18 protein-coding genes are annotated in these 16,127 nt (G+C 70.3%); 14 read left to right on the top strand and 4 right to left on the bottom strand.

All coding sequences use genetic code 11. From position 1 onward, the window contains the following. The first annotated feature begins 3 nt into the window (after positions 1-3). The 6 genes from istA (at position 4) to PS271_RS13900 (ending at position 5,068) form a co-directional block, all read left to right on the top strand. Positions 4-1,449 (top strand): IS21 family transposase, encoded by a 1,446-nt coding sequence (gene istA, locus PS271_RS13925; RefSeq protein WP_398382215.1) that lies wholly within the window; start codon positions 4-6, stop codon positions 1,447-1,449. Next, positions 1,446-2,216, top strand: coding sequence for an IS21-like element helper ATPase IstB (gene istB / locus PS271_RS13920; protein WP_398382214.1), 771 nt, complete (start codon positions 1,446-1,448; stop codon positions 2,214-2,216). The genes istA and istB overlap by 4 nt, the downstream gene beginning before the upstream one ends. A gap of 56 nt (positions 2,217-2,272) precedes the next feature. After that, positions 2,273-2,914 carry an ABC transporter permease gene (locus PS271_RS13915; protein WP_398382213.1) on the top strand — a complete coding sequence of 214 codons (642 nt, stop codon included), beginning with the start codon at positions 2,273-2,275 and terminating at the stop codon, positions 2,912-2,914. A gap of 71 nt (positions 2,915-2,985) precedes the next feature. Beyond that, the gene (locus PS271_RS13910; protein ID WP_398382212.1) at positions 2,986-4,158 is read left to right on the top strand and encodes a sensor histidine kinase; all 1,173 of its coding nucleotides are present in this window, start codon (positions 2,986-2,988) and stop codon (positions 4,156-4,158) included. Then, positions 4,155-4,760: a response regulator gene (locus PS271_RS13905; RefSeq protein WP_398382211.1), complete on the top strand. Its 606-nt coding sequence runs from the start codon at positions 4,155-4,157 to the stop codon at positions 4,758-4,760. The genes PS271_RS13910 and PS271_RS13905 overlap by 4 nt, the downstream gene beginning before the upstream one ends. Positions 4,761-4,768: 8 nt before the next feature. Further along, positions 4,769-5,068: a response regulator transcription factor gene (locus PS271_RS13900; protein ID WP_398382210.1), complete on the top strand. Its 300-nt coding sequence runs from the start codon at positions 4,769-4,771 to the stop codon at positions 5,066-5,068. A gap of 71 nt (positions 5,069-5,139) precedes the next feature. Here PS271_RS13900 and PS271_RS13895 read toward each other — a convergent pair whose 3' ends face one another. Together PS271_RS13895 and PS271_RS13890 are read right to left on the bottom strand one after the other, a co-directional pair. Then, entirely contained in the window at positions 5,140-6,201 is a 1,062-nt protein-coding gene (locus PS271_RS13895; protein WP_398382209.1) for a hypothetical protein, read from the bottom strand. A gap of 405 nt (positions 6,202-6,606) precedes the next feature. Next, positions 6,607-7,272: a DUF5324 family protein gene (locus PS271_RS13890; protein WP_398382208.1), complete on the bottom strand. Its 666-nt coding sequence runs from the start codon at positions 7,270-7,272 to the stop codon at positions 6,607-6,609. 254 nt (positions 7,273-7,526) lie between these two features. Here PS271_RS13890 and PS271_RS13885 point away from each other — a divergent pair, with 254 nt between their 5' ends. Both PS271_RS13885 and PS271_RS13880 read left to right on the top strand, forming a co-directional pair. Next, positions 7,527-8,054: a peptidylprolyl isomerase gene (locus tag PS271_RS13885; RefSeq protein ID WP_398382207.1), complete on the top strand. Its 528-nt coding sequence runs from the start codon at positions 7,527-7,529 to the stop codon at positions 8,052-8,054. Between the two features lie 158 nt (positions 8,055-8,212). Beyond that, on the top strand, positions 8,213-9,088 hold the full coding sequence (locus PS271_RS13880) for a rhomboid family intramembrane serine protease (protein ID WP_398382206.1): 876 nt from the start codon (positions 8,213-8,215) through the stop codon (positions 9,086-9,088). Between the two features lie 235 nt (positions 9,089-9,323). On the opposite strand, the gene crgA is transcribed toward PS271_RS13880, so the two are convergent. After that, complete coding sequence (gene crgA, locus PS271_RS13875; protein WP_120754945.1) at positions 9,324-9,578, bottom strand: cell division protein CrgA; 255 nt, start codon at positions 9,576-9,578, stop codon at positions 9,324-9,326. A gap of 155 nt (positions 9,579-9,733) precedes the next feature. On the opposite strand from crgA, the gene PS271_RS13870 reads away from it, so the two are divergent. The 6 genes from PS271_RS13870 to PS271_RS13845 all read left to right on the top strand — a co-directional run bounded on the left by PS271_RS13870 (position 9,734) and on the right by PS271_RS13845 (position 13,876). Then, positions 9,734-10,498 (top strand): DUF881 domain-containing protein, encoded by a 765-nt coding sequence (locus PS271_RS13870; protein WP_398382205.1) that lies wholly within the window; start codon positions 9,734-9,736, stop codon positions 10,496-10,498. 38 nt (positions 10,499-10,536) lie between these two features. Further along, positions 10,537-11,406, top strand: coding sequence for a class E sortase (locus PS271_RS13865; protein WP_398382204.1), 870 nt, complete (start codon positions 10,537-10,539; stop codon positions 11,404-11,406). Positions 11,407-11,478: 72 nt separating this feature from the next. Then, the gene (locus PS271_RS13860) at positions 11,479-11,655 is read left to right on the top strand and encodes a hypothetical protein (protein ID WP_398382203.1); all 177 of its coding nucleotides are present in this window, start codon (positions 11,479-11,481) and stop codon (positions 11,653-11,655) included. Next, on the top strand, positions 11,652-12,290 hold the full coding sequence (locus PS271_RS13855) for an aminodeoxychorismate/anthranilate synthase component II (RefSeq protein ID WP_398382202.1): 639 nt from the start codon (positions 11,652-11,654) through the stop codon (positions 12,288-12,290). Before PS271_RS13860 ends, PS271_RS13855 begins: the two co-directional genes overlap by 4 nt. Next, complete coding sequence (locus tag PS271_RS13850; protein ID WP_398382201.1) at positions 12,287-13,141, top strand: class E sortase; 855 nt, start codon at positions 12,287-12,289, stop codon at positions 13,139-13,141. Before PS271_RS13855 ends, PS271_RS13850 begins: the two co-directional genes overlap by 4 nt. A gap of 36 nt (positions 13,142-13,177) precedes the next feature. Next, positions 13,178-13,876 carry a class E sortase gene (locus PS271_RS13845; protein WP_398382200.1) on the top strand — a complete coding sequence of 233 codons (699 nt, stop codon included), beginning with the start codon at positions 13,178-13,180 and terminating at the stop codon, positions 13,874-13,876. Positions 13,877-13,935: 59 nt separating this feature from the next. On the opposite strand, the gene pknB is transcribed toward PS271_RS13845, so the two are convergent. Further along, the gene (pknB, locus tag PS271_RS13840) at positions 13,936-15,969 is read right to left on the bottom strand and encodes a Stk1 family PASTA domain-containing Ser/Thr kinase (protein ID WP_398382199.1); all 2,034 of its coding nucleotides are present in this window, start codon (positions 15,967-15,969) and stop codon (positions 13,936-13,938) included. Positions 15,970-16,127 lie beyond the last annotated feature (158 nt).

Genomic DNA, 16,127 nt, shown 5'->3' with positions numbered 1-16,127 from the left:
CTGATGATCGGTGTGGGTCTGGTGGAAGGGGTGGCGGTGGTCCTCGATCCGCATCGCTGGCTGGAACTTCGGCGGTTCCGTGCTCTCTTGGCATCCGGGGCGATGAGCCTGTCGGAGATCGCGCGGGAGACCGGGCTGGACCGCAAGACGGTCCGCAAGTACCTGTCGGAGAAGAGTCCCGCTGCACCGCCTCGGCGGTCGTCGGGCGGGCAGTCCCACAAGCGGGTGATCGACGAGTTCACCCCGCTGGTCGACTCGATGCTGCGGGCCGAGATCCTGATGAAAGCTTCGGTGATCCACGAGCGGCTGGTCGGCGAGTACGGGTTCACCGGCAACTACCAGCGCGTCAAGCTCTACGTCCAGGAAGCCCGCCCGCGGATCGCGGGCGAGCTGGGTATCGCGCCGAAGGAGCTGGCGGGCATGCACCGCCGGTTCGAGGTGATCCCGGGGGCCCAGGCCCAGGTCGACTGGGGTGACGAGGGCAAGATCCTCGCCCACATGGGCATTGGGAAGGTCTATTCCTTTCACATGACGCTGTCGTACTCGCGCGATCCGTTCTGCTGTTTCACGACCAGCCAGGACCTGCAGACGTTCTTCGACTGCCACCGGCGGGCGTTCGCGCACTACGGCGGGGTGCCGATGACGATCGTCTACGACCGCACCAAAACCGTCGTCCGCCGCCACGTCGCCCCTGGCGAGGCAGTCCCGCTGCACCCGGAGGCCGTCGGCTTCGCCGGCCACTACGACTTCGATCCCGACGTGCTGGCTGCCTACCGACCCACCGGCAAGGGCCGGGTCGAACGGCAGGTACTGATCGTCCGGGACCACGTCCTGTCAGGCAGGTCATTCGCCTCGGTCGAGGAGATGGACGCCGCGTTCATGTCCTGGGTCCCCCAGCGACGCGCTCAGATCCACCAGACCCACCGCGACGTCATCGGCGAGCGGGCGGCCCACGACCATGCCGCCCTCAAACCGCTTCCCTCCACCCCGTATCTGGTGGCCGAGCGGCAACTGCGGCATGTCGGCAAGGATTGCCTCGTCGCCTTCGACGGCAACCTCTACTCGGTCCCTGCCCGCAGGGTCCGGCCCCGCCAGCTGGTCGAGGTCCGGGCGACCAGGTCGCAGATCATGCTCCACCTCACAGCCCCGCAGGGCAGTGGCGAGACCCTGCTGGCCAGCCACCCCCGGGCGGTCGGCCGCGGCGCCCGCATCGTCGACGACAAGCACTGGGACGGCCTGCCCAAGGGCGACAACCGCAGGGTCACCACGGGAGACATCCCACCCGCTCGCCGCGAACGACCGCCGGCCGGGACCGGGCCCCTGCAGGCCTTGTTCACCCGGGCCGCGATCACCCAGGTCGAGGTCGGCCGCCGCCCGCTGTCGGTCTACGACGAGCTGACCGGCACCCGCCCCTTCACCACCCGTCCGAGCACCAAGGAATCCTCTTGAGCGAGCTGGTCAGCACCCGCATCCGCACCACCGCCACCAAGCTCGGCCTGCCCCACCTGGCTGAAGCGCTGAACCAGTACGCCCAGCGGGCCGACGAAGCCAAGATGGGATATCTCGACTTCCTCGACCTGGTCCTCTCTGAAGAACTCGCCGTCCGCGAGGACCGCCGCTTCCGCCAGGGCCTGAGGCTGTCGAAGCTGCCGCACCACAAGACCCTGGACGAGTACGACTTTTCCTTCCAGCCCGAACTCGACCCGCGCAAGGTCAAGGACCTCGCCACGCTGTCATTCGTCGAGGCCAAGGCGAACGCTGCCCTGCTGGGCCCGCCCGGAGTCGGCAAGACCCACATCGCCGTCTCCCTCGCGGTCGCGGCCTGCCGGGCCGGCTACTCGATCTACTTCACCAGCCTCGACGACATGGTCCGCAACCTCAAGGCAGCCGAATCAGCCGGCCGCCTGGCCAGCAAGCTCGGCACCTACCTGCGGCCCGGAGTCCTCGTGGTCGATGAAGTCGGCTACCAGCCCCTCGAACGAGCCGAGGCGAACCTGGTCTTCCAGGTGATCTCCAAGCGCTACGAAAAGGGGTCGATCATCCTGACCTCGAACAAGACCTTCAGTGAATGGGGCCAGGTCTTCGGCGACGAAGTCCTCGCCACCGCCATCCTCGACCGCCTCCTCCACCACTGCGACGTGATCGCGATCAACGGCCCCAGCTACCGGCTGAAGAACCGCCTCAAGGCCATCGAACGAGAGACAGACGTGGCCTGACAGCTGGGGACATTCACCCGTACACGACCGGGGAGCCGAGGTCGTACGTCGACACCGTGGCGCTCTACCTGCTCTTCAGCCACCTGGGCGGCACCCGTCCCGACCACGACGAGCAGGTCCGGAACATGGCCGGCATGGCCGGCTTCGGCGCCCTGGGCGCGGTGATGAACACCCTCGGCGGCGTCTCGGAGGACAAGCGGGCCGGCTGGCTGCGCCGGCTCCGTCTCACCCCCCTCAGCCCGGCGACGGTGGTGATCGGCCGCGCGATCGCCTCGATGTGCCTGGCCCTGCCGCCCATCCTCGCGGTCACCCTGCTCGGCGGACTGGTCAACGGCGTTCACCTCAGCGCCGCCGAATGGGCGGGGACCATCGGTGTCCTGTGGGTGGGCATCGCCCCCATCTCGATGCTGGCCATCGGCTGCGGCTATCTGCTGGACGGCGCCAAGGCGCAGTCCATGGGCCTCGTCTCCTACCTGCTCCTGTCGGTGGTCGGCGGCCTGCTCATCGACGTCAAGAACTTCCCGCACTGGCTGGGGAGTGTTTCGGGGTGGACGCCGATCAACCGCTACAAGCAGTTGGTGTCGGACCTGGCCCTCGGTCACGCGCTGAGCACCACCGCCCTGACGATCCTGCTCGTCTGGAGCGTGGCCCTGGCCCTCTTCGCCGCCTTCGGCTACCGGCGGGGTGCCACCGCCTGACCTGGTGGACCGGAGTGTTCGTGATCTACAAGTCCAGTGATAGCCATACCTGGTCACAGGAGGATGGGGCCGTGCCGGTCAAGGGGAAAGCCTTAACCCACGAGCAGTTCGGCATGCGCAAGGCGCCGACCGTCTTCTACCCCGTGCTCGCCATCGCCGCCGGCGCCTTCTCCGACATCGTCGGGGGACGGGACACACCGGCCTGGGAGGCCGCTGGCGGCCTCCTGGTGTTCTGCGCCCTCTATCTCTTCTGCATCTGGGCGGCGTTCAGCGACCGGTGCGGGCGCCTGCTGGTCATCGCCCCGGCGGTGGTCCTCACCGCCCTCACCCTGACGCTGGCCCTCCGCTTCGGCGCGGGAATGGTCTGGCTGTTCTCTCTGCTGGCGGTGGTGTGGAGCGCGGTGGCGAGCCGGCGGCATCTGGCGCAACCGCCGCTCCTGATCGGCTTGGTCGCCTTCATGGCCGGCGCCACGGCCGGCTACGCCGGCGACGAGATGGGTGACGCGATCCTCATCAGCTACAGCACCCTGATCTCCGGCCTGATCGTGACCGTCATCGTGCGCCTCTTCTCCACGGTGATGGAGCTGCGCCAGGCCCAGGAGGAGCTGGCCCACTCGGCGGTCGCGGAGGAAAGGCTGCGGTTCGCCCGCGACGTGCACGATCTGCTCGGACACTCGATCTCGCTCATCGTCGTCAAGGCCGAGGCCGTGCGCAGGTTCGCCGAGTCCGACCCGTCCACCGTCAAGCGTCACGCCCGGGACATCGAGGCCGTGGGCCGCACCTCGCTGGAGGAGATCCGCGAGGCGATATCCGGCTACCGGGAACGCACCCTCAACTCCGAGCTGAAGGGCGCTCAGCTGGCGTTGGCCGACGCGGGGATAGACACGGAGATCGTCCACGACGGCCCGCCGCTGACGGCCCAGGCCGACGCGCTGCTCGGGTGGGTGGTGCGAGAAGGTGTCACCAACGTCATCCGGCACAGCGAGGCCCGGCACTGCGAGATCTCCGTGCGGCACCGCCCCGAGGGCGTCGAGCTGGAGATACGCAACGACGGCCCCCGTGCGAAACCGCCCGCTGCCGAGAACGACGCCGGAACTCCCGGCCATGGTCTACTGGGGCTCGCGGAGCGGTTGTCGGCGGTGGGCGGCGCACTGGACACGGAACCGGGGGCGGACGGGGGATTCCGCCTCACGGCCACTTTGCCTGTTGCCCGGAGGAGTGAAGCGAGGGTGGGGGACCAGTGATCCGCGTTCTGCTGGCCGAAGACCAGGGGATGATGCGGGGCGCCATCGCGCAACTGCTCGACCTGGAAACGGACATCGAGGTCGTGGCCCAGGTGGGCTCCGGGGCCGAGGTGGTCGACGCGGCCCGCGCGTCCGGCCCGGACATCGCGGTCCTCGACATCGAGATGCCCGTGCGGACCGGCCTGGAGGCCGCCGAAGACCTGCGGCGCCTGGTGCCGGGATGCCGGGTGCTGATCGTCACCACCTTCGCCGGGCCGGGCTACTGCCGGCGCGCCCTGGACGCGGGCGCCCGGGGGTTCCTGGCCAAGGACGGGCCCGTGGCGGAGCTCGCCCACGCGATCCGGCGCGTGCACGCGGGAGAGCAGGTCGTCGACCCGCTCCTCGCGGCGGCCGCGCTCAGCGCGGGAGCGAGCCCTCTGACCACCCGGGAGCGCGAAGTGCTCGCGGCCGCGGCGGACGGCGCTCCCGTGATGGCCCTCGCGAAGCGCTTACACCTCTCGGAGAGCACGATCCGTAACCATCTCTCGTCGGCCACGCAGAAGATCGGTGTACGCAACCGTATGGAGGCCGTGAACAAGGCCAGGCAGAACGGCTGGCTGTAAAGGCATCGATGAGCGAGCGGGTCATCGCCGCCATTCGATGCGTCAACCGCCATCCGGAGCGGATGGTTCTTTCGGTTTCGCAGGGAAGTCTCAATTTCAACCACCAGTCGGCCGAGGGCCTGACCAGGCGCGAGAGCGACGTCCTCGGTCACGTCGCCAAGGGCCTCAGCAATGCACAGATCGCGGCCCGGCTCTTCATCGCCGAGGGAACGGTAAAGCGCCACCTGCGCAATATCTTCGACAAACTCGGCGCGGCTTCCAGGACGGATGCCGTGAACAAGGCGACCGAGGCGTCCCTGCTCAGCTAGGCCGGCCGGCAAGGGGAGCTTGCGGGTCCGCCCGCCCCTCGAGCCTTTTTGGCGCCTCCCGGCTGTGCACGTCAGCCGTCCAGTAAGCCCGCGCGGCGCGCGTAGCTTCCCGCCTGGAAGCGGCTCTGGGCGCCGAGCTCGGCGAGGAGTTCGGTGACGTGGCGCCGGTAGGTGGTGACGGACATGGCGAGGCGGCGGGCCGCCATGCCGTCCTTCATCCCGGATTCCAGGAGTTCGAGGATCGACCGGCGCAGTTCGTCCTTGGCCGATCCGTCGTCGCCGGATCCGGTGAAGGGCCGCGCGGACTCCCAGGCGCTCTCCCAGGACCGGTAGAGGAAGCGCACGAGCGAGGGGTCCCGGACGGCGAGCGCGCCCTTGCCGTCGCCGGGGGAGCTGCCGTGGTCGGCGAGGACGGCTGTGCCGGCGTCGAAGATGAGGACCCGGTCGGGCACGTGGGCGGTGGTGCGGACCCGGGCGCCGAGCTCCGCTATCCGGCTCAGGTGCTGCCGCACGTGGGCGTGGGTGAGGACGGAGTGGGGGTAGAGGGTCCGCACGAGCACGCCGCGTCCGGTCAGCTCGGTCGTCCGCTGCAGGCCCTCTTCCAGGGCAGCGGGGGCCGGCACGTCGGGGTGGGCGGCGGCGACCTCGGTGCGGGCGGCGGCGGAGAGGCGCTCCAGGGCGGCGCGGATGGCGTCGGGGAGGGTCAGGTACTCGATGGGCGTCCGGGCGAAGTGGCCGTGCCAGGACTCCTCGAACACCGGCTTCATGGCCAGCACATGACTGCTCATCCGCTCGGACTCGCGGTGCAGCTGCTGGATCCGTGCCTCGATGGGGCCGGTCACGTGGGTGACGGCGAGGTCGGGGTTGCGGGCGGCGTACGCGGTGTCGCGGCCGGCGCCGGCGGCGTGCTCCCCGGTGGGCCGGGCGGCTTCGGGCGCTTCCTCGGCCGGGCGCAGCAGATGCAGCCGGGAGAGGTCGTCCACGGCGGCGCGGACGACGGCGCGCGGCACGTTCAGGCGGCGGGCGGCCGCCTTCGGCCGGAGCCTGCCCTGTTCGAGCGCCATGCGGTAGAGCAGCACATGGAGGTCGCTGAGAGGCGACAGCTGCGGCACCTCGGTAGCGGTTTTATCCATTTCCTTCTCCGTCGTCGGCTCGGTGGGGGGTGCCTGTTTCGCCGCCGCATAACCGGGATTTCACACTGATTTAAAGTTCGTATTCTTTTGCGGCCGGGCCTCGTGCCCCGGGGCAGCCGGATCTCCGGCCCCTGGGGTAGCGGCCCGGGGCCGGGCGGCCGCCCATGGAAACGAAGGCGAGCGTGGGTCATGACCCCGTCAATCAGCCATCACAGACTCTACCGTCGGTTTTTGCGAAAAGGAATGGCGATATCCCGTGGGTAACCGCTGCCGTTATTTGAGTGACAGGTTCCGCTTCCGGAAACAAATACGTCCGCGCCGGGGCCCCGGGGGGCCTCGGCGCGGACGTTCGGAGCGGGGTTACGGAGGGTCAGTACAGGCGGCCGGTACGGACGGTGCGGGCGGTCAGTAGGGGCGCTCCCCCGAGCCGTCGTCGTTCTCCGGAGAGGACTCGGCCTCGGCCTGCTTGGCCTGGACCTCCGGGTCGAGGGGCGAGGACGCGCTCTCGGAGCCCGTGCCGTCGACCGACGTCAGCGGGGGCCGGTCCCGGACCTCCGTGGCCTCCGGCGGCTCGACGAGCCAGTCCGGATTGGCCTGCTTGTCCCACCACTTCCAGGCCGCGTAGGCCCCGCCGGCGAGCAGGCCGATCACCGCGAAGCGGCGGAACGCCCGCCCCGCCCGGCACCGCCGGTCGCGCCGGGCGACCAGCTTCTCGATCTCCTTCGGGCTCACCTGCCCGCGCAGCGCCGCGAAGGCGGCGGCGCTGCGGGCGACGGCCTCGTCCCGGACCGGCTCGACGGCCGTGCGGGCGCGCACGGCGGCCTGGTCGATCTTCGGGGGCAGGGCGCCGCGGGCGTGCTCGATCCGGGGATGGAGATGTGCGTCGTACTGCGAGCGGGCCTGGTGCGCGGCCTCCACGACCTTGGGCGCCAGCCGTGTCCGGGCCTCATGCGCGTAGTGCACGGCCGCGTCCTTGGCCGTGCCGGCGTACGGCGCCACCACTTCCGCGGCGTGCCGGACACTGTCCTTCGCCGTGCTGGTCGCGGCGCGCACGCTGTCCTTGCGGGTCACGAGATCCTCCTCCTCGGTGGCGTGTGTTTTGTCGCCTTTCCACCCAGTGAAAAATCATGCCTGGGGACGGGCGGTCCGGCATGTGCGAGCGTGCATCCGGGTCATCGGGGAAGTGAGCGTGTGGTGAAGGGGCGGTGAGCCCCGCTCGACCATGCCACGGTTTCGCGCGGCGCGCGGGTGTTTGTCCGCTACTCGACGCCAACCCGTACGTGCGAGGATCGTTAGCCGACAGTGCAGACGAGGGAAGGCAGACCGTGGCCGAGCAGCTTTACGCCACCCTGAAGACCAACCAGGGCGACATCGAGATCCGGCTCTTCCCGGACCACGCCCCGAAGACCGTCAAGAACTTCGTGGAGCTCGCGAAGGGCGAGCGCGCGTGGATCAACCCGGAGACGGGCCAGAAGACCACGGACAAGCTGTACGACGGCACGGTCTTCCACCGCGTCATCGAGGGATTCATGATCCAGGGCGGCGACCCGCTGGGCAACGGCACCGGCGGCCCGGGCTACAAGTTCGCGGACGAGTTCCACCCGGACCTGGCCTTCACCAAGCCCTACCTGCTGGCCATGGCCAACGCCGGCCCGGGCACCAACGGCTCGCAGTTCTTCATCACCGTCTCGCCCACCACGTGGCTGACCCGCAAGCACACCATCTTCGGCGAGGTCACGGACGAGGCCTCCCAGAAGGTCGTCGACGCCATCGCCGGCACCCCGACCAACCCGCGCACCGACCGCCCGGTCAGCGACGTGGTCATCGAGTCGGTCGTCGTCGAGACCCGCTGACGCGGAAGGCCTCCTTCCGCGGCCTCCTCCTTCACCCGCTCCTCCGCCCTCGCCCGCCCTCGCCCGCCCGAGGGAACCCGGCGCCCCGCTCGTCCGTATGACGGGCGGGGCCGCGCGTCCCGGACAGGCCCGCCCACCACCCGGCGCAAGGGGAACGCATGAACGACCAGGCCGTCGGCTGCTACCGGCATCCCGACCGGGAGACCGGCATCCGCTGCACCCGCTGCGAGCGGCCGATCTGCCCGGAGTGCATGGTGAGCGCATCCGTCGGGTTCCAGTGCCCGGCCTGCGTCGCCGGCGACTCCGGTACGGGACACCGGCCGCAGGCCACCGCGCCGCGCACCATCGCGGGCGGTGCGCAGGCCGCCGACCCCCGGCTGGTGACCAAGATCCTGCTCGGGATCAACGTGGCCGTGTGGATCGCGGTCATGGCCACCGGCGACGGCCTGCTCGATCCGCTGGAGCTGTTCGGCCGCGCCGTGCTCGGCGGCGAGCCGCAGGGCGTCGCCGAAGGCCAGTGGTACCGCCTGCTGACCTCGATGTTCCTGCACCAGGCGCCGATGCACATCGCCTTCAACATGCTGTCGCTGTGGTGGATCGGCCCCCCGCTGGAGGCGGCCCTGGGCCGGGCCCGCTACCTCGCGCTGTACCTGCTGGCGGGCCTCGGCGGCTCCGCGCTCACCTTCGTCGTCGCGGACCCGCGCCAGCCCTCGCTCGGCGCGTCCGGCGCGATCTTCGGCCTGCTGGGCGCCACGGCAGTGATCATGCGCCGCCTCAACTACGACATGCGGCCCGTCGCGGCGCTGCTGGTGCTCAACCTGATCTTCACGTTCACGTGGCACAACATCGCCTGGGAAGCCCACATCGGCGGGCTGGTCGTGGGCGCCGTCGTCGCGTACGGGATGGTGCACGCGCCCCGGGAGAAGCGGGCGCTCGTCCAGGGGCTCACCTGCGGCGTGACGCTGGCGGTGATCGTCGCGGCGGTGATCGTACGGACGGCGACGCTGCCGGAGCTCATGGGCTTCTCCGGCTGATCCGTGCGTTTGTCCACAGCGCGTACAGAAAGTTGTGCACGCTGTGGGGAACGCGTGTCCGCGCTCGTACAGAGCTACGTTTCCGCTGGTAGGCGGGGCCGCCAAGCGGCCCACCGCGCTTGTGATCAGTCACACCGGCGTCAACGGCGAGGAAGTTATCCACAGATCTTCTGAGTTTTTCCCCACTGTGGACGAGGGTGTGGATAACTCCCCGGAAGGCTCCCCGGAGGACTTGCTACTTCCACTGCGTGGAGACTACGAACCCCGCCGCGATGAAGCCGAAACCGACCACGATGTTCCAGTTGTGGAGGGACTCGACGGGCATGTCGCCACTGGTCACGTAGAACATGACGATCCAGGCCAGCCCGATCAGGAACATCGCCAGCATCAGCGGCGCCACCCAGCCCCGTCCGGAGCTCAGCTTGATGGTCTGCTGCTTCGCCGGCGGCGGCGTGAAGTCGTCCTTCTTGCGGATCCGTGACTTCGGCACGAGGAACTCTCCTGTCGATGCGCTGCGTGACCGCGCTGGGGCTGCATGGGGCGGGACAAAGGGCCGGCCCGGGGCGGTGGGCGGCGGGAACGCCACCTTGCCCCGGGCGTCCGTTAGCGTAGTGCTTCCGTGGCGCCGGAGAGGATAAGGGTACGTTGAGTAATTCTGCGGACTCCACCAGCAGGCCCTCCCGGCGCTTCAAGCCCGTCCGGCTGCTCACCGGGGGCGTGTTCGCGCTGGCTGGCCTCATCTTCTGGACGAGCTTCAACACCGCGCACGGCACGGACATCCGCACCGACGACTCCATGCTCCGGCTCTCCGACCTCATCCAGGAGCGCAGCCGCAAGAACGCCGGCCTGGACGAGAGCGCCGCGGCCGTCCGTTCCCAGGTCGACGCCCTCGCCCGGCGCGGCGACGGCAACACCGCCGCCCGGAACAAGAAGCTGGCCGGTCTCGCGGCGGCCGCCGGCACCACGCCGATCAGCGGCCAGGGCCTGACCGTCACCCTCACCGACGCCCCGCCGAACGCCACGGCCAGGATCCCCGGCGTCCCGCAGCCGCAGCCCAACGACCTGGTCATCCATCAGCAGGACCTGCAAGCCGTCGTCAACGCCCTCTGGCAGGGCGGCGCCAAGGGCATCCAGGTCATGGACCAGCGGCTGATCTCCACCAGCGCGGTCCGCTGCGTCGGCAACACCCTGATCCTCCAGGGCCGCGTCTACTCCCCGCCGTACAAGGTGACGGCCGTCGGCGACCGCGGCGCGCTCCGCAAGGCGATCGACGCCTCCCCGTCGATCCAGAACTACCTCCAGTACGTCAACGCGTACGGGCTCGGCTGGAAAGTCGACCAGCACGAGGCGGTGACTCTTCCGGGCTACTCGGGCACAGTGGACCTCCACTACGCCGAGCCCGTGACGTGAGGGCGTGAGCGGGGAGCACGAGCGGGAGGAGGCCCGCGGTGAGGTCGAGGACCGTCGTCCGCACCGTCAGCGAACTGTGCGTCACCACCGGCATGCTGCTCGTCCTCTTCGTCGTCTACGTCCTCTACTGGACGGGCGTGCGCGCCGGCAGTGCCATGGACGAGGAGCTCGGCCGGCTCCAGGACCGCTGGTCGAGCGGGGCCGTGAGCGCGGCGGCCGCGCCGGGGGAGCAGGCACCGGAGCAGCGGCCGGAGGGGGCGCAGCCCGGGGCGGGCGGCTTGCCTGACCGGCCGCCGGACCCATCGGGCGACCGGTCAGGAGGCGAACCGGGAGCCCGGCCGGGAGACCCGTCCGCACCGGCACAGCCCGGGGCGCCCTCCCGGACCCCGCCCCGCGCAGGCACCGCCGGCCAAGCGCCCCCCGCCGGCCCGGCCCCGCGGGCCGGCCGCGCCTTCGCCGTCATGTACATCCCCCGCTTCGGCGCCGGCTGGGCCAAGCCCGTCCTCGAAGGAACCGGCACGGACCTCCTCAAGCGGGGCCTCGGCCACTACGAGCAGACCGCCCGCCCCGGCGCGCCGGGCAACTTCGCGGTCGCCGGCCACCGTCGCACCTACGGCGACCCCTTCAAGGACCTCGACGAGCTGCGTGCGGGCGACGCGGTGGTGATCAGCGACGGCACCACCTGGTTCACGTACCGCGTGGACGGCCGCCCGTACCGCACCCGCCCCGACGACACGGCCGTCATCGACCCCGTGCCCGCCGCGTCCGGCTACCGCACCCCGGGCCGCTACCTGACCCTCACCACCTGCGAGCCGGAGTGGGGCCACAGCCACCGGCTGATCGTGTGGGCGCACCTGGACGCCACCTCGCCCGTCGCGCAGGGCCGGCCCGGTGCTTTGTCCGCCTGACCCCCTCGGCGCCCGCCCGACCCTTAGTCTGGTGCTGCAATTTCGACTACGTCATCGGCAAGTGGGGACAGCATGTACGGCTGGATCTGGCGGCATCTGCCGGGCAACGCATGGGTGCGGGCACTGATCTCGCTGCTGCTCGTACTGGCGGTCGTCTACGCGCTCTTCCAGTACGTCTTCCCCTGGGCGGAACCACTGCTGCCGTTCAACGACGTGACGGTCGACAACGGAATGGCGGTCAACCAGTGAGTGCGCGCATCCTCGTCGTGGACAACTACGACAGCTTCGTCTTCAACCTCGTCCAGTACCTCTACCAGCTCGGCGCGGAGTGCGAGGTACGGCGCAACGACGAGGTCGAGCTCGCCCACGCGCAGGACGGCTTCGACGGCGTCCTGCTCTCGCCCGGGCCGGGGGCGCCCGAACAGGCCGGTGTGTGCATCGACATGGTGCGGCACTGCGCCCAGCACGGCATCCCCGTCTTCGGCGTCTGCCTGGGCATGCAGTCGATGGCCGTCGCGTACGGCGGCGTGGTCGGGCGGGCGCCCGAGCTGCTGCACGGCAAGACGTCGCTGGTGACGCACGAGGGCGCGGGCGTCTTCCAGGGCCTCCCGTCGCCCTTCACGGCCACCCGCTACCACTCGCTGGCCGTCGAGCGGGAGAACTGGCCCGACGAGCTGGAGATCACCGCCTGGACGGAGTCGGGCATCGCGATGGGCCTGCGCCACCGCGACCTGCCGGTCGAGGGCGTGCAGTTCCACCCCGAGTCCGTGCTCACCGAGTGGGGCCACCGGATGCTCGCCAACTGGCTGGTCGCCTGCGGCGACGCGACGGCGGTGGAGCGGTCGGCGGGCCTGGCCCCGGTGGTGGGCAAGGCCGGGGCGTGACCACGCCCCCGCGGGTCGTATCGCAGCCGCTGCCGCCCGAGGACCGGGCGACGATGGAGCTGCGCAGGGTGGAGGTGCCGGCTCAGGCGGCGCACAGGCCCGTACGGACCGGGGGGCGTGCCGCGCGGAGGCACGCGGCCCGGCGGGCGCGCAGGGGCAGCCTGGGCGTGCTGCTGTGCCGGCTGACGGGCGAGCTGTTCATCACGGCCGGCCTCGTGATGCTGCTCTTCGTCGCCTACCAGCTGTGGTGGACGAACATCCGCGCCCACCAGCAGGCCGGCGGGGCCGCGCACCACTTGCAGAGCCGCTGGGACGAGGACGGCCAGGGCGCCGCCGACCGGGACGCGGGCGCGTTCTCGCCCGGCGAGGGCTTCGCGATCCTCTACATCCCGTCGCTGGACGTGAAGGCGCCCATCGCCGAGGGCGTCGGCAAGCAGAAGGTCCTCGACCGCGGCATGGTGGGCCACTACGGAGACGGGGGCGCTGCCGCCCTCAAGACCGCGATGCCGTGGGACAAGCAGGGCAACTTCGCCCTCGCCGGCCACCGCAACACCCATGGCGAACCGTTCCGCTACGTCAACCGCCTGAAGCCCGGCGACAAGATCGTCGTGGAGACGCGGAGCGCCTTCTACACGTATGAGATGACGAGCCGTCTGGACCAGACGTCGCCGGCGAATGTCACGGTCATCGCCCCCGTGCCGGCCGGCTCGGGCTTCCGCGGCCCCGGCCGCTACATCACCCTCACCACCTGCACCCCCGAGTTCACCAGTACCTACCGCCTGATCGTGTGGGGCAAGATGGTCGACGAGCGGCCCCGGAGCAAGGGAAAGCCGGACGCGCTCGTCAACTGAGACACGCGGGGAACAGTGAGCGGGGTACGAACGTCAGTGGCACGTACTGACCGGGGACGGGGGCGCCTCGCCGCCGCCGTGGGCGTCATCGGCGAACTGCTGATCACAGCGGGCGTGATCCTGGCCCTCTTCGTCGTCTACTCCCTGTGGTGGACGAACGTCCTCGCCGACCGCGAGGCGAAGCGGCAGGGCAACCAGGTGCGCGACCGCTGGGCGCAGGGCCCGTCGGGCCCCGGCGCGCTCGACACCAAGGACGGCATCGGCTTCCTGCACGTGCCCGCCATGAAGAACGGCGAGGTCCTGGTCAAGCGCGGCACGGGGACCGACGTCCTCAACGAGGGCGTCGCCGGGTTCTACACCTCCCCGGCCAAGGCCGCGATGCCGTGGGACAAGCAGGGCAACTTCACCCTGGCGGCCCACCGCGACGGGCACGGCGCGAAGTTCCACAACATCGACAAGGTGAGGACCGGCGACCGGGTCGTCTTCGAGACGCGCGACGTCTGGTACGTCTACAAGGTCTACGCCGAGCTGAAGCAGACCTCGAAGTACAACGTCGCCGTCATCGACCCCGTCCCGAAGGAATCGGGGAAGACGAAGCCGGGCCGCTACCTGACCCTGACGACCTGCACGCCCGTCTACACCTCGGACTACCGCTACGTCGTCTGGGCGGAGCTGGAGCGCACGGAGAAGGTCGACGCGGACCGCACGCTCCCGAAGGAACTGCGCCGGCCCTGAAACGCCGAACGCCGGGTGGGCTTCAAGAAGCCCACCCGGCGTTCGCCGTTCTTACGGCGTCAGTGACGACGGCCCCCTATGAAGCCGCCTCCGATGAAGCCCGTGTTGCCCGTGGCGCCCTGGTCGCCGCCCGGGGTGCCGGGGTTGCCCGTGTCGGAGCCGGGGAGGCCCGCCGTGGTCGTCACGTCGACCGCGGTGCCCTTGGCGACCTGGTTGCCCGGGAGGGGGTTCGTGGTCTGGACGATCGCGTTGTCGTCCTGCGGGCCGATGACGTTGCCGACCTTCAGGCCCGCGCCCTCGATCTCCTTCTTGGCGTCCTTGAGCTTGTGCGTCAGGACGGGCGGCACGACGACGTTCTGCGCGCCCTTGGCCACGGTCAGGGTGACCATGGAGTTCTGGGCGGCCTGGGTGTTGCCGTCGGGGCTCTGCTTGGTGACGGTGCCGGGGGCCTGCCCCGGGGCGTCCTCCTCCGTCACCGACACCTGGAAGCCGTTGTCGGTCAGCTGCTTCTTCGCGGCGTCGACGTTCTGGCCCACCACGGACGGCACCGTCTTGGTCGGCTTGGCCGTGGCGACGGTCAGGGTGACCTCGGAGCCCTTCTCGGCCTGCGTGTCGCCCTTGGGGTTCTGCTCCAGGACCGTGTCGGCCGCGACGCCGTCGACCTGCTTGCCCTTGGTGTTGACCTGGAAGCCCGCCTTCTCCAGGATCCGCCGGGCGTTCTCCAGCTGCTTCTCGGTGACGTCGGGGACGCTGACCTTGGCCGCGCCCGAGGACACCTTGACCTTGACCTCGCCACCGCGGTCGATCTTGCCGCCGCCCGTCGGGTCCTGGCTGCAGATCTTGCCCTTGTCCTGCTCGCAGGTCTCGGTGCCGTTCTGCACGACCTTGAAGTCGCCGTTGACGCCCTGCTGCTGAGCGTCCTTCAGCGTCTGCCCGACGAGGTTCGGCACGGACACCTTGGAGGCGTTGTCGCTGCCGTTGAACAGCGACTTCCCGATGAAGATCGCACCGACCAGCACCAGGACGCCCGCGAGGATCAGCAGGATCGTCGACAGGTTGCTCTTGCGGCCGCCGCCCCCGCCGCGCCGCCGGCCGTGGCCGTCGTCGTAGCCGCCGTACCCGCCGTCGTCGTCCCGCACGGGCGGGAGCATGGACGTCTGCCCCTGGCCCGCGGGGGCCTGGGGGCGGAGCATGGCCGTCGGGGCGTCCGCGCCGTAGCCGACGGCGCCCATGGTGGCCGTGGCGGCGACGGGCTGGCCCTCCAGGGCCGCCTCGATGTCGGCGCGCATCTCGTCGGCCGACTGGTAGCGGTAGTCCGGGTCCTTGGCCAGCGCCTTGAGGACGATGGCGTCCATCTCGGGCGTGATCTCGGGGTCGTGGACGCTCGGCGGGTTCGGCTCCTCCCGCACGTGCTGGTAGGCGACCGCCACCGGCGAGTCGCCCACGAACGGCGGCCGCACGGCCAGCAGCTCGTACAGCAGGCAGCCGGTCGAATAGAGGTCCGAGCGCGCGTCGACCTGCTCGCCCTTGGCCTGCTCCGGGGAGAGGTACTGGGCGGTGCCGATCACGGCCGCGGTCTGCGTCATCGTCATGCCGGAGTCGCCCATCGCGCGGGCGATGCCGAAGTCCATGACCTTGACCTGGCCGGTGCGCGTCAGCATGACGTTCGCCGGCTTGATGTCGCGGTGGACGATGCCGGCCCGGTGGGAGTACTCCAGCGCCTGGAGGACGCCGATGGTCATCTCCAGGGACCGCTCGGGCAGCAGCTTGCGGCCGGAGTGCAGCAGCTCGCGCAGGGTCGACCCGTCCACGTACTCCATGACGATGTACGGGATCGACACGCCGTCGACGTAGTCCTCGCCCGTGTCGTACACGGCGACGATCGACGGGTGGTTGAGCGAGGCGGCCGACTGGGCCTCACGGCGGAACCGGGCCTGGAAGGACGGGTCGCGGGCGAGATCCACCCGCAGCGTCTTCACGGCGACGGTGCGGCCGAGCCGGGTGTCGTGGGCGAGGTAGACCTCGGCCATGCCACCGCGGCCGAGCACCGAGCCCAGTTCGTACCGGCCGCCGAGGCGACGCGGCTCTTCCATAGCTCCAGCCCTTCCGTTTTCCTGACCGCACCTTCACTACGTCCGGCGGTGTGCTGTCCGGCATACGGTACCCGGCACGTCACGCCCCTTCCGGCCGCGACGGCCACCTGATACACGACCGGTACCGTCACGCGCGGCTCCGGACGGCGGAGGTGAGC

The sequence above is a fragment of the Streptomyces sp. SCA2-17 genome (genome assembly GCF_044336695.1).
Note: the sequence above shows the minus strand (reverse complement) of the source record. Positions and strands in the feature narration are given on the sequence as shown.